The sequence below is a fragment of the Pseudomonas sp. C9 genome (assembly GCF_002000165.1).
In the GTDB taxonomy this organism is placed as follows: Bacteria; Pseudomonadota; Gammaproteobacteria; order Pseudomonadales; family Pseudomonadaceae; genus Aquipseudomonas.
The window spans coordinates 424,917-438,128 of the sequence record NZ_MPAK01000001.1 but is presented as its reverse complement, the minus strand read 5'-3'; the positions used below and the strand labels follow the sequence as shown (position 1 = coordinate 438,128).

Below are 13,212 nucleotides of genomic sequence, written 5' to 3'. Positions count from 1 at the left end.
GGCAGCGTGTATCCGGGAAAAACAGCTCGGCGGTCAGACGAGCTTGCTCAAACATGTTGCGGTACTCCCGATCGGGGAGATGTCTGCATCATGCAAGGGCAAATCGGAGGCGTCAACAGTTATGTAGTGATTATTTTCAGTCACTACATATTGTCTGACAAAACGGATTGGAATGAGAAAAGTCTGTAGGAGAAGCCTGTCAGGGCGACGGCGTCGGGCATTGGAAGCGGTAGAAGGTGCAGGGATAACCGTCTACAGACCGCTGATGCAGGGTGAATTGGCCCCCTGCAAGATCAGGGATCACTTTGGCCCAGAACCGCCGTGCAGGCGGGTTCGCATCCAGGTGGAAAATCTGCCATTGACCGGGGAACTGGCTCAAGAGGGTGGAAACGACAAACTTCGCGACACCTTGGCCACGGAAACGCCGACTGACAAAGAAGTAGCCGATGTTGTATTCGGCACCCTCGAGGTGGGTGTTGTCGTCCACGCTCACGAAACCGGCAAGCTCACCGTCGACTCTGATCAAAAACGGTCGAGTCGCGGGGTTGCGCCAATAACCCGGTTTGGGCTGGATGTTGAAAAAACCATGTTCACCCAGTTTCAGTGGCAGCCATTCGCTGAAGTCGTACACATAGAACTGCATCAGATTTTCGATGGTTTCCAGTTCGTCGCGCTGTGCGGCGTGCAGTTCTATCGAAGACATGTCGGAGCGCTCCAGGTTGAGCAGGGCTGTCCGTGAATCATGCAATGTGGTGAGAAGTTGTACTTTGCGCCTTTCTTCAGCGCGTGAAAGTGGGGCTGTCAACGGGTTTGAAGAACACTAGACCATCACGATCCATTTGAAGTGCCATCAACCTTAACTTGCCGGTTTCGCCGTGCGTTTGGTGCCCGTGGACGGTTTGCGTTTCGCCGGTTTGCGCTTGTTCTTCCACGGTGCGGCACCACGCCCGGCCGGGCTTGCCGGCCCGCTGATGGTCAGGCTCAGACCGGCGCAACGCGCGACTTGCTTGCTCATCCATGCCGCCTGTTTGGTGACGAATTCTTCCAGGCTCATTTCGCCGCTCTGCACCATGTCCAGCGCCTGCTCCCAGATCGCCGTGGTGCCGGGGTCGGCAATGGCGCGCGGCACGGCATCGATCAGGCTGAAGGCCGCCGGGGTGGCGGACAGGGCCTTGCCGTTCTTGATCAGATAACCCCGGTCGAGCAAGCCCTGGATGATCGACGCGCGTGTCGCCTCGGTTCCGATACCGGTGGTGTCCTTGAGTTTCTGCTTGAGCAGCGGATCCTCCACCAGTTTGGCGACGTTCTTCATGGCCTTGATCAGGTCGCCTTCAGTGAACGGTTTGGGTGGTTGCGTCCAGAGGTCCTTGAGCTTCAGGTCGGCCACGGTGCAATCAAGCCCTTCGGCCAATGCCGGCAGGGTTTGCGGCGCCGGCACCTCTCGGCCCTTGGCGGGGGCGAGGGCCTCCGGCAGCGCACGCTTCCAGCCGGGCTCGACGATCTGTTTGCCGACGGCGCGCAAGGCTTCACCGGCGCAGTCGAAGTCAGCCTGGGTGCGATCGTATTCATGATTGGGCAGGAACTGCGCCAGATAGCGGGCACGGATCAGCGTGTAGACCGCCCGTTGCTTGCCCACCAACCGATCAAGATTCTTCGCCGCGGCCGTTGGAATGATGCCGTGGTGCGCCGTGACCTTGGCATCGTTCCAGGCCCGTGAGCGCCGCTGGGGTTCAAGGTAATCGTTCAGCGCGTTCAGGGTTGGATCGGCTTGTCGCAGGGCGGCGAGGATGCCCGGGGCCTCGCTGTGCTGACTCATCGGCAGGAAACCGCAATCACTGCGCGGGTAGGTGATGACCTTGTGGGTTTCGTAGAGCGCCTGGGCAATATCGAGGGTTTCCTGGGCGCCGAGCCCGAGCTTCTTTGAACAGACTTCCTGCAAGGTGCCCAGATCAAAGGGCAAAGGCGCGACTTCACGCATGCGTTCGGTGCGCAGCTTTATTACCCGTGCGCTAGCGGCGTTGCCAATGGCCTGGGCTGCGCTCTGTGCCAGAGACTGATTCAGGCAGCGATCCTGATCGTCGCAAGCGTCGGAGGCCGCGCGCCACTGTGCAGTGAACGCCGTGCCATCGTGCAGCAATTGCACGTCGATGGCCCAATAGGCCACGGGGACGAAGTCGGCAATGCTGCGATCACGATCCACGACCAGCCTCAGGGTCGGTGTTTGTACCCGACCCACCGGCAATACGCCCTGATAACCGGATTGGCGGCCCAGCAGCGTAAACAACCGGCTCATGTTCATCCCGATCAACCAGTCGGCCCGGGAGCGGCCCAACGCCGAATGATAAAGGCTGAAGGTCTCCGCCCCTGGCTTCAAGGCGGCCAGTGCCTTGCGGATTGATGCATCGTCCAGCGCCGACAGCCACAGCCGGCGGATCGGCCCGCGATAACGGCAGTGCTCGACCAGTTCGCGGGCGATCATTTCGCCTTCACGGTCGGCGTCGGTGGCGATCACCAGTTCATCGGCCTCGCCGAGCAAGCGTTTCACGGCTTTGTACTGGCTGGCGGTGCGCGGCTTGACGGTCATCTTCCATTTATCGGGAATGATCGGCAGGTCCGCCAATACCCAGCGTTTGTAGCGCGCGTCGTAGGCGTCCGGCGGTGCGGTTTCCAGCAGATGACCGATGCACCAGGTCACCGTGACGTCTGTTCCCAGCCAGCAGCCGTCGCCCCGGCGCTTGGCGCCGAGCACTGCTGCAATGTCTTTGGCCTGGGAAGGTTTTTCACAGAGGTACAGCCGCATAACCACCATCGTTCATCAAATGTGCAAGAGGCGCACAGAATGGCGGGTGATGAGCGATGGAGCAATCATTATCTGTATGGATGTACAGCTAAAGCTGTTGCGTTTGTTTGCTGCAGTCAAAACGCCCCGTTTGGCTGCGAGGCAGGAGCAATGATGAATTTTGGGTTATACCTGAAAGTCGTGGTCTCAGGTTTTGGGGCTGCTGTGCGATCCATCGGGCAAACCGGATCGCCGCACCGCACGCTCCCACAGGTTCATCACCGTCATGAGGAACGTATTCCATGAAAAGCTCCGGTCCCAGTCCTGTCATCACCATCGCAGAGCAGCCAGGCTGCCTGTTGGTGAAGTTTCATGGCATCCAGGTGGCCGCGTCTGCACGCGCACTGGTGCTGCTGGAAGCCAATTACCCGCCGGTGTACTACGTGCCGCGAGAGGACATCGACGAAAAGTATTACGCGCGCACCGATCACACCAGCTATTGCCCCTACAAGGGCGATGCCAGCTATTTCAGTTTGCAGGTGCCGGGGCATGAAGGCGCTAACGCGGTGTGGAGTTACGAAAATCCCAAGATCTCGGTGGAGCAGATTCGCGAGTACGTGGCGTTCTATCCGGATCAGGTGAAGTTTGAATTGCTCGACTCCGAGGTCTGAAGGGTAACAAAGCCACGCGTGGCGAGGGCACCAGCACCCTCGCCACAACGACCTGTCAGTTTTTGTCCAGGTCCACGTTCTTGGTTTCACGCAAGCAAATCATCCCCACCACCAGGCTCACCGCGGTAATCACCACCGGGTACCAAAGCCCGTAGAAGATGTCGCCGGTGTAGACCACCAACGCAAACGACACCGTCGGCAGGAACCCGCCAAACCAGCCGTTACCGATGTGATAGGGCAGTGACATCGATGTGTAGCGGATGCGCGTGGGGAACAGTTCGACCATCAATGCCGCCAGCGGGCCGTAGCACATGGCAGAGATGATGATCAGCGCCACGATCAACGCGACGATCATCGGTTTGTTGATTTGCTGCATATCGGCTTGGGACGGATAGCCAGCCAGTGTCACCGCGCCACGCAGGGCGGCTTCGTCGTAACCGTCGATTTGTACCTCGCCGATGCTCACCTGCACGCCACTGCCGGCGGGTGCGGCTGCGCTGGCGTAGGGCAGGCCTTGTTTGACCAGGAAGGTTTTGACCTTGTCGCATGGGCTATCAAATTTCGCCTTGCCCACGGGGTCGAACTGGAAGGTGCAGGTGGCCGGGTCGGCCATGACGGTGATCGGCGCCTGGCGGCTGGCCTGGTCAATGGCTGGGTTGGCGTAATGCGCCAGGGATTTGAAGATCGGGAAATACAGCGCGGTGGCCAACAACAGGCCGATCATCAATACCGGTTTGCGCCCGACCTTGTCCGACAGCCAACCAAAAAAGATGAAGAACGGCGCGCCGATGATCACGCTGACGATCAGCAAGCCGTTGGCCACGGCCGGGTCCATCTTCAGGAATTGTGTGAGGAAAAACAGCACGTAAAACTGCGCGGCATAGAAGGTCACCGCTTGCCCGGCATTGATGCTGAACAGGGCGATCAACACGACCTTGAGGTTTTCCCACTTGCCGAAGGAATCGCGCAGCGGCGACTTGCAGAGTTTGCCTTCTTCTTTCATTTTCACGAAAGCAGGCGACTCATGCAGGCTCAAGCGGATCCAGGTCGAGATGCCCAGCAAAATAATCGAAAACAGGAACGGAATCCGCCAGCCCCACACTTCGAACTGATCGCCCGTGAAGTAGCGGCAACCGAGCACTACCAGCAGCGACAGCAGCAAACCGAGGGTCGCCGTGGACTGAATCCAACTGGTGTGGAAACCGCGTTTGCCCATCGGCGCGTGCTCCGCGACATACGTGGCAGCGCCGCCATATTCACCGCCCAGGGCCAGGCCCTGAAGCATGCGCAGCACCACGAGGATGATCGGCGCGGCGATGCCGATGCTCGCGTAGGTCGGCAGCAAGCCGACGCAGAAGGTCGCCAGGCCCATGAGCACAATGGTCGCGAGGAACGTGTATTTACGCCCGATCATGTCCCCCAGTCGCCCAAATACCAGCGCACCGAAGGGCCGCACGATGAAGCCTGCAGCAAAAGCCATCAGCGCAAAAATGAACGCCGTGGTGTCATTCACCCCGGCGAAAAACTGTTTACTGATCACCGCCGCAAGGGCGCCATAGAGGAAAAAGTCGTACCACTCGAAGACCGTCCCGAGCGACGACGCGAAGATGACTTTGCGGGTGTCATGGCTTATGGCCGCGACGGGTATGGCTTCCATTGGCTGAACATGTTCTGACATATCGGTATCCCTCACAGTGATTGTTTTTGTTGTTCCACTGTCGGCGCCGGTCTTGTGGGCTGGCGCCGCTATTCCTTGATCAAGAGACTGCGGTCAGTGCGGTTTCGTTCGGGGCAAAACTCCTTGTGGGTGAGTCGAGCATCAACTGCGCGGCTTTTTCGGCAATCATCAGCGTTGGCGAACAGGTATTGCCGGAGGTGATGCGCGGCATGATCGACGCATCGGCAATGCGCAGACCGGGAACGCCGTGGACACGCAGTTCGGCGTCGACCACTGCGTCTGCGTCGTTGCCCATCCGGCACGTGCCGACCGGGTGAAAAATGGTGGTGCCGATTTGCGCGGCGGCCTGGTGCAATTCTTCCTCGGTCTGCAAACGATCGCCGGGCATGTACTCGACCGGATTGAAGGCCTGCAGGGCCGGTGCGGCGACGATGCGGCGGGTCAGGCGAATGGCGTCGGCCGCGACGCGCAAATCCTCTGGGTGGCTCAGATAGTTGGGCTGAATCAGCGGCGCTTGCTGTGGGTCGGCTGAACGAATGTCCACTCGGCCACGGCTTTGCGGCCGCAAATCACAGACAGAGGCGGTAAAGGCGGGGAAGGGGTGCAACGGTTCGCCGAAGCGTTCCAGCGACAAGGGTTGCACGTGGTATTCGAGATTCGCCGAGGTCTGTTCCGGCCCCGAGCGGGCGAAGGCCCCCAGTTGACTCGGCGCCATGGAGAGCGGGCCGCTGCGGTCATACAAATAGCGCAGGCCCATGCCCATCTTGCCCCACACGCTGCCGGCGATCTGATTTAGCGTGCGCGCGTTTTCCAACTTATAGATCAGTCGCAGTTGCAGGTGATCCTGCAGGTTACCGCCCACGCCCGGCAGCTCATGGGCAACGCCGATCCCCAGTTTTTGCAGCAGCGGGCGAGGGCCGATCCCCGAGCGCTGGAGGATGCCCGGTGAGCCGACGGAGCCGGCACACAAGACGATTTCCCTACGTGCCTTGAAGGTTTTCGCCTGGCCTTGACAGCGTGTGAGGACGGCGCAGGCGCGGCCGTTTTCCAGCAGCACACGGTCGACCTCAACGTCGGTCAGCACCGTCAGGTTGGCACGGTGGCGGATCGGTTTGAGAAACGCCTTGGCCGCGTTCCAGCGGATTCCGGCCTTCTGATTGACCTGAAAGTAACCGCAGCCTTCGTTATCGCCCTGGTTGAAATCGTCGATGCTGGCGATACCGCTTTGCTCGGCAGCGCTGCGGAAGGCATCCAGAATCGGCCACGACAACCGCTGACGTTCGACCCGCCAGTCGCCGGCGGCACCGTGAAATTCCGAATCGCCAGCAAAGTGGTTTTCGCTCTTCTTGAATAGCGGCAATACGTCGTTCCAGCTCCAGCCCGGATTGCCGTCGGCGGCCCAGCGATCATAGTCGCCCGCCTGGCCACGCATGTAGATCATGCCGTTGATCGAGGAACACCCGCCGAGGACCTTGCCGCGTGGGTAACTCAGCGTCCGCCCCTGCAGGCCGGGTTGCGCCTCGGTTTTGAAGCACCAGTCGGTGCGCGGGTTGCCGATGCAAAACAGGTAACCCACGGGGATGTGAATCCACGCGTAGTTATCGCGGCCGCCGGCTTCGAACAGCAAGACCCTGTGTTGCGGGTTGGCCGACAGTCGATTGGCCAACAAACAACCGGCCGGCCCGGCACCGACCACGATGTAGTCGTATTCATCTGGGGAAGTCGACATCCCTGACCTCGTCTTGTTGTTCTTGTTGTCGGTCATCCTAGTTGTTAGCTTTCGTCAAAAGAATGTTAGTTTTTGCGCAGCCGCTGTGCGTTTTTAAACAGCATCACTTCAAGGACGGATCATGTTTGACTGGAATGACTTGCGGTTTTTTCTTGAATTGCAGCGCAGCGGGCGTTTGCTCACCGCCGCGCGCCGTTTGAACACCACCCACGCCACGGTCGCGCGGCACATCGAGGCCATCGAAAAGAGCCTCGGCACGGCGCTGTTCGTCCAGCATGCGCAGGGTTACGAATTGACGCCGGCCGGCGAAGCGCTGCTCAAACACGCCGAAGCGATGGAAAACGTCGCGCTGCTGGCCCAGGAAGAAATCACCCAGTCCACGGCACCGCTGGGCAAGATTCGCGTCGGGGTGACGGAAGGGCTGGGCATCATGTTCCTGGCCAGTCGCATGAACGGTTTGTTCGAGCGCTACCCGGGGCTGGAAGTGGAACTGGTGGCCGTACCGCGCTTCGTCAGCATCCTCAACCGCGAAGCCGAAATCAGCATCCACCTCGAACGCCCGGCCGCCGACATGCTGGTCACCCGCAAACTCACCGACTATCGCCTGGCGCTGTATGCCAGCCAGGCGTACCTGGACCGCTCGCCACCCTTGCGCAGCCGCGAAGACCTCGCTCGTCACGCCTGGATCGGCTATGTCGACGACCTGCTGTTCAGCCAGGAACTGATGTTCCTCAACAGCTTCTGCCGCAATCCCCAGGTGGTGTTCCACAGCACCAGCGTCATCGCCCAGCAACAGGCGGCGCGTTCTGGGTTGGGGATTGCGGTGTTGCCGTGCTACATGGCCAGCGCAGATCCGGAACTCGTGCCATTGCTGCCGGAGGAGAGCATCCAGCGCAGCTACTGGATCAGTACGCGGCGCGAGCTGCACAAATCGGTGCGGCTGCGCGTGCTGTGGGATTACGTGGTGGAGTTGTGTGAAGTTGAGCAGGCGTTGTTGTTGGGCTAATGTTTTTGCGTCCAGCCAATGGATGACGACAAGGAGCGTTATCCGACACTCCGTCGTGATAAAGGGAGCTTGCAGCATGACCGATGAGACAACAGTAAAAGGACCCGCGTCGTACTTCCCGTCCATTGAGAAAAAGTATGGACAGCCCATCAGCCACTGGCTGGATTTGCTTGGGGCAGTGAGTGGCAAGAAGCACATGGAAATGGTGGCCTGGCTGAAGGCTGAGCACGGTATGGGGCATGGGCATGCCAATGCTTTGGTTGCGCATTATTTAGCGGCCGGCAAGAAGTGACTGAGCCGGGCGGGCAGGGCATGTTCATGCCCTCCCAACACCCTTCAGACAAAACACCAAACCCTGTGGGAGCCGAGCTTGCTCGCGATGACGGAGGCCCATTCAACATCGATGCCGCTGACACACCGATATCGTCGGTACGCCGCCCGGAGCAAGGTCGCTCCCCCATGGATTTCGATCGGCTGACGCAGCGAGAGAATCCTCTGTTTCACTTACGCTTAAACAACAAAAATCCTGACTGTTTAAACGAAGCCTCCTGTTACCACCCAAAGGCTACAACGCCTTGCGCCGCTGCCCACAGGTAAGACAGAATCCGCCGGCTTGTGCGTCTAGGACAGGGCTTCTATCGTTGCTGGGTCACTGAAAATCAGTGATCGGGTTTGGTAGCCCGGTTTTTGCCTAGATGTATGGCGTCACCTTGCACAGTCGTTTTTAAGACTTTGCTTTCATGGTGGTCATGCGTGGGGCCCATTCGTGGGCGCCGGGTTCTAGTGCGACCGGTCTACCAACCTGCGTATGGCCACCACCCTTCGTTTGGTAGCGAGGGTGATGGCTCCTTCAGTATTCGCGCTAGAGGTTCTATCTATGATCAAGCCAACGCCAAACCCACCGGAAACCGATCCGGCATCCCCCTACGAATCCCTCGATTCCAAAAAACTCCACGAAGCCGCCGAGCGCGCCCTCGACCACTACCTCAACCCGGCCGCCCAAATCATGGCCAGCACCCACGAACCCGAACCGATGTTCCTCGCCAACCCTAAGTGCGACACCGAATCCCTGCTGGCCAACGCCAGCGAATCATTGGGCTCGGCGACCACCATGCTCAGCAATCTTGCGGCGTTATTGGACAACTCAAACCGCAAGACCCTGCTGGGGATTACGCAAGTGGTGATGTTGGGGGAACTGGCGGTGAATCAAGCGTTGGATAACGTGGAGCCGACGGCGTAAGAAAAATCCCGCGTGGCGAACGGTTAGCCCGTTGCCACGCAGGGAGGTAGCACGTCCGCATCGGTATGCGTGAAGTATCAACGTTTTGGAAAAGCCGGATCAGTAGCGGCTGTTATCGGGCATTCAAGACCCTCTCGCTCCAACCCTCAGGTGGTCTGTGCATCAGACGATTTGCATAGGTATAGGGGGTATGCCTATCATGCGCAATGCATAGGTGGGGGGGGTATCAAATGGGTCACATCGCAGCCAACAAAGACGAACTGCTCAAGCGCGTAAAACGTATCGCCGGGCAAATCCAGGCCGTTGAACGGGCATTGGAATCGGATCTCGATTGCGCCAAAACGCTGCACCTGGTGGCCGCCACCCGCGGAGCCATCAACGGGCTGATGGAGGAAATCATTGAGGACCACGCCCGGGAGCACGTCGCGAACCCTGCACTCAGTGAAGAGGAGCGAAACAAGGGCGTCGAAGAGCTTCTTGAAGCCATTCGCCGTTACTCGAAGTGAACGCATCCAGGTACCCACTCATGAGTAGCTCCCGTATCAACTACACACACGACCATATGTTCCTTGGCTCAGCGCACGACGAAAATGCCAAGCGTACGCTTTGGGTTGTGGCACTGACCGTTGTGATGATGGTTGGTGAGATCACCGCCGGCTATATCACGGGCTCGATGGCGTTACTGGCCGATGGCTTCCATATGGCAACCCATGCCGGCGCATTGGGCATTGCGGCGGCCGCCTACGGTTACGCAAAACGCCACGCTTCCAGCCAGCGCTACAGTTTCGGTACTGGAAAGGTTGGAGACTTGGGCGGGTTCGCCTCGGCGCTGATTCTCGGTATGGTTTCCCTGGGAATTGGCGTTGAGTCTGTCATGCGCCTCTTGCAGCCTACGGACGTTCAGTTCGGCACCGCTACGCTCATCGCGATTGCCGGTTTGATCGTCAACATTGTCAGTGCCCTGCTGCTGGGCCACGGACACAGTCATGGCCACGATCATGATGATCATGGCCATGCCCATCACGGGAACGACAACAACCTGAAATCGGCCTACGTCCACGTCATCGCGGACGCGCTGACTTCGGTTCTGGCCATCGCTGCACTGCTCGCTGGCCGGTATCTCGGTTGGGTGTGGCTGGACCCGGTCATGGGCATCGTCGGCGCCATCGTTATTGCGCGTTGGGCATGGACATTGATGGGGGTCACCGCAGGTGTACTGCTGGATCAGACCGATGCGCACGTTGCCGAGGAAATTCGCGAACTGGTTGAAAAACCGGGAGATGCCACCATCACCGACTTGCACGTCTGGCGGGTCGGACCGCAAGCCCATGCGGCCATCGTCAGCGTCCTGGGTGAGGCCACTGCGAACGCCGACAGCATTCGTGAACGTCTCAAGCCGGTTCACGAAGTCAGCCATCTGACGGTCGAATTTCGACCGGTCTGATTCAGCGCCTCCCCTTAATTGTCTCCAAAGGAACCCGCAATGCCCCCAGGGAAACGCGAACTGGCGCGGATCGAACGCCGGTTGATAACCACGCTCACCGAGGCGTGCGAAACAGCAAAGGGTGAAATCAAAGGGTTTGCCTGGCTCACTCACACCGCTGACCTGAACGCGTTGGCTGAGACCCTGAAGGTCATCTGGGTATTTGAAACCTTGGCCGATAAAAAAATCGCCCTGGCTGACACCAAGACGCGCATCTTTGAGCTGACGGCTATCGCGTTGAATGAGGCCAATATCGACCTGAACCTTTCAGACCACAGTGTCCGTTTCGACTCCGAGGAAGAGTGCCAACGCACTCACGGTGGCGATTGGCAAAAGCGCCTGGCTCAATCACGTGCGGCCAAGGGGGACTGACAATGGCTAAAGAAATCGAAAATCCCTGCATCTCGGTATGTCAACTGAGTGGGGATCTGTGCGTGAGTTGCGGGCGAAGCAAGGAAGACATCAAAAAGTGGAAGCGCATGAAGCGGCCTGAAAAAATGGCCGCTGTGCAAAGGGCGAAAGTGCGCTTGAAAGGGCTGAAGAAAACATTCTGATCGGACCCGCCCGCACAGTGGGAGGTTAATCAGTGCCTGCATTTGTAGCCTCTGCCGAGTCCGCCAGGCTGCGTTCGAGGACGTAGTCCTCGCCATCGGCAAACGCGGTTTTCCTGTAAGCACCTGTTGCCTCTACCGTTAGCTGGGCCTGGCCGTGCTCGAGGCGTCATCGCAGACTATTCTTGATCTGGGTAATCGACCGGTCGCACCGAAGGAGGTCAGTCGTTTATGCACTGTGTCCTTTTCGAAATCCGCGCGGTTCGATCTGATACATGAAGGCCAATCGATCCGCGCTGTCATCGAGTTCCGATGAACTACCGGTCTGGGGCACGGCCCCAGGCACTTTTGTCTGACACCCTGAATCGGAGACGCCAGCATGAGCACCTTGCAACTTCACCCAGCACTGGACAACGGTATCCAACCCGCCGCCGCGAATTTCACAGGTGGCACCTTGCAATGCCTGTGTGCGACCGACAAGGTCGAGGTCAAGATCGACGCACAAACCCTGCATAACCACGCGTGCGGCTGCAGCAAATGCTGGAAACCACAAAACGCGACATTCGCCGTCATCGCCGTGGTGCCTCGAGATAAGGTCAGCGTCATTGCCCACGGCGAAAAACTGGCGATTGTCGACGAGTCCGCCACCATCCAGCGCCACGCCTGCAAGCAATGTCACGCCCATCTCTTTGGGCGCATCGAGAACAAGAACCATGCGTTTTATGGCCTGGATTTCGTCCACACCGAGCTTTCGCCACAGCGCGGATGGGCTGCGCCAGGATTCGCGGCGTTCGTGTCCTCCATCATCGAAACCGGCACACCGCCAGCGCAAATGAAGGCTATCCGCGAGCGCTTGCGCTCGATCGGCCTCGAACCCTATGACTGCCTGTCCCCGGACTTGATGGACGCAATGGCGACTCATGTCGCCAAACAGAAAGGCTTGCTCCCAGCCGCCTGATTGTTCGGTCGCCGCGGTTTCTTTTCCGGACCGCGGCTCCGATTCACTGCATCAGGCAGATAACGGTCAATTCCTGACATTTTCCCCCCGGCTCGCCAGCCGTTGCTTTCGAAGCTTTTCCAGCATCTGGCGGCCTTGGTAAATGCAGGCATTGGCTATCGCGCCAAGTGTATTTGCCCAGAATGACCTGCAAGACCCCGTTGCGCATATCTCAGCCGTCGAATACCACTACGGGATGAGAGGGTACTGCAACGTACCGACACTTCCGACAAGACTGGCCTGGTACCGGTGACCCTGGTCTACGCAGATAGCGAGGGCGAGGTTCACAAAATCCGTTTCCTTGAATGGGGCGCAAGCCCGGCCAACTCCACCAGCATTGCCTGATCCGCTCGCCGAATGTGGTCTGAGCCTCGCCTGTACCCAGAAGCGGAAGTTAAACCTCATATGCACTCAGTGCGAATCAGGTTTTTATTATCTCGAAATGAAAATAATCGAATGAGTAAAAGTTCATTCGCGAAGCTTTCCATTAACTTGGTGGCGCAATACTGCAAGATTAATGAGTGGAAATTACTGGGCCTTAATTGTAGTCAGTAACGGCAAGCTCCAATCAAGTCGTGCTGAGAGTCATGTTGATTCGCTGTTGTAATCAAGAGGTCATGTGTTCTCTTTGTCCTCCTTGGAATATTTACGTGGTGAGATCAAGTTGAATAAGGCGGTTCGGTTTTGGCCAGTAATGTCCACTGTTAGCTGTTTACAAAGTCTCACTTGAGGATACCCAAATGAAATCCATGAAAGCTCTCTTGGTAGTCGCCACGCTGACCGCTTCTTCTCTGGCTATGGCCACAGGTGGCGGTGATCGCACCTTCACACGCATGGAGGCGGCCCGGAAAGTCTCGATGGAAGCCTTCCAGGTTGCACAGAAACAGAAGGCTGAAGGCGCTGTAGCTGAAAGCAAAGCCAGGCCGATCAATCAGGCCAAAAGCTAATCTGTGCAGCGCGTCCCCGGCTGACAGAGATGTACAGTCTCAAGTCTCAGATGCAGCACGCAAGGTGCTGCAAGTGCCGGTTTAACCGAGATCCCGTTTACACAACAGTTGGTATGTTGCATCGTCCAGTT

General features: G+C 58.4%; 14 protein-coding genes and 1 pseudogene. 11 read left to right on the top strand and 4 right to left on the bottom strand.

Annotated elements, in window-relative coordinates:
- Positions 1-199 precede the first annotated feature (199 nt).
- A complete protein-coding gene (locus BMS17_RS02020) occupies positions 200-703 on the bottom strand; it encodes a GNAT family N-acetyltransferase (RefSeq protein WP_077430302.1) in 504 nt (167 codons plus the stop codon).
- 153 nt (positions 704-856) lie between these two features.
- A complete protein-coding gene (locus BMS17_RS02015) occupies positions 857-2,800 on the bottom strand; it encodes a DNA topoisomerase III (RefSeq protein WP_077430301.1) in 1,944 nt (647 codons plus the stop codon).
- 281 nt (positions 2,801-3,081) lie between these two features.
- Here BMS17_RS02015 and BMS17_RS02010 point away from each other — a divergent pair, with 281 nt between their 5' ends.
- Positions 3,082-3,450, top strand: coding sequence for a DUF427 domain-containing protein (locus tag BMS17_RS02010; RefSeq protein WP_077430300.1), 369 nt, complete (start codon positions 3,082-3,084; stop codon positions 3,448-3,450).
- Between the two features lie 55 nt (positions 3,451-3,505).
- Here BMS17_RS02010 and BMS17_RS02005 read toward each other — a convergent pair whose 3' ends face one another.
- Together BMS17_RS02005 and BMS17_RS02000 are read right to left on the bottom strand one after the other, a co-directional pair.
- A complete protein-coding gene (locus BMS17_RS02005; RefSeq protein ID WP_077430299.1) occupies positions 3,506-5,128 on the bottom strand; it encodes an MFS transporter in 1,623 nt (540 codons plus the stop codon).
- Positions 5,129-5,207: 79 nt separating this feature from the next.
- Entirely contained in the window at positions 5,208-6,857 is a 1,650-nt protein-coding gene (locus BMS17_RS02000) for a GMC family oxidoreductase (protein ID WP_077430298.1), read from the bottom strand.
- A 121-nt stretch (positions 6,858-6,978) separates the two neighbouring features.
- On the opposite strand from BMS17_RS02000, the gene BMS17_RS01995 reads away from it, so the two are divergent.
- The 10 genes and pseudogenes from BMS17_RS01995 (at position 6,979) to BMS17_RS01950 (ending at position 13,081) form a co-directional block, all read left to right on the top strand.
- A complete protein-coding gene (locus tag BMS17_RS01995) occupies positions 6,979-7,863 on the top strand; it encodes a LysR family transcriptional regulator (protein ID WP_077430297.1) in 885 nt (294 codons plus the stop codon).
- A gap of 76 nt (positions 7,864-7,939) precedes the next feature.
- Positions 7,940-8,155, top strand: a complete 216-nt coding sequence (locus BMS17_RS01990) for a DUF4287 domain-containing protein (protein ID WP_046027629.1) — start codon at positions 7,940-7,942, stop codon at positions 8,153-8,155.
- Positions 8,156-8,740: 585 nt separating this feature from the next.
- The gene (locus tag BMS17_RS01985; RefSeq protein ID WP_077430296.1) at positions 8,741-9,103 is read left to right on the top strand and encodes a DUF6124 family protein; all 363 of its coding nucleotides are present in this window, start codon (positions 8,741-8,743) and stop codon (positions 9,101-9,103) included.
- A gap of 230 nt (positions 9,104-9,333) precedes the next feature.
- A complete protein-coding gene (locus BMS17_RS01980) occupies positions 9,334-9,609 on the top strand; it encodes a metal/formaldehyde-sensitive transcriptional repressor (RefSeq protein ID WP_046027619.1) in 276 nt (91 codons plus the stop codon).
- A gap of 20 nt (positions 9,610-9,629) precedes the next feature.
- Positions 9,630-10,547 (top strand): CDF family Co(II)/Ni(II) efflux transporter DmeF, encoded by a 918-nt coding sequence (dmeF, locus tag BMS17_RS01975; RefSeq protein ID WP_077430295.1) that lies wholly within the window; start codon positions 9,630-9,632, stop codon positions 10,545-10,547.
- A gap of 39 nt (positions 10,548-10,586) precedes the next feature.
- Positions 10,587-10,958, top strand: coding sequence for a hypothetical protein (locus BMS17_RS01970; RefSeq protein WP_077430294.1), 372 nt, complete (start codon positions 10,587-10,589; stop codon positions 10,956-10,958).
- Positions 10,959-10,960: 2 nt separating this feature from the next.
- On the top strand, positions 10,961-11,140 hold the full coding sequence (locus tag BMS17_RS01965; protein WP_077430293.1) for a DUF1289 domain-containing protein: 180 nt from the start codon (positions 10,961-10,963) through the stop codon (positions 11,138-11,140).
- Between the two features lie 376 nt (positions 11,141-11,516).
- The gene (gene gfa, locus BMS17_RS01960) at positions 11,517-12,095 is read left to right on the top strand and encodes an S-(hydroxymethyl)glutathione synthase (RefSeq protein ID WP_046027614.1); all 579 of its coding nucleotides are present in this window, start codon (positions 11,517-11,519) and stop codon (positions 12,093-12,095) included.
- Positions 12,096-12,237: 142 nt separating this feature from the next.
- Positions 12,238-12,479: pseudogene (locus tag BMS17_RS30880) on the top strand (DUF2790 domain-containing protein).
- Positions 12,480-12,874: 395 nt separating this feature from the next.
- Positions 12,875-13,081 (top strand): co-regulatory protein PtrA N-terminal domain-containing protein, encoded by a 207-nt coding sequence (locus BMS17_RS01950; RefSeq protein WP_077430292.1) that lies wholly within the window; start codon positions 12,875-12,877, stop codon positions 13,079-13,081.
- Positions 13,082-13,212 lie beyond the last annotated feature (131 nt).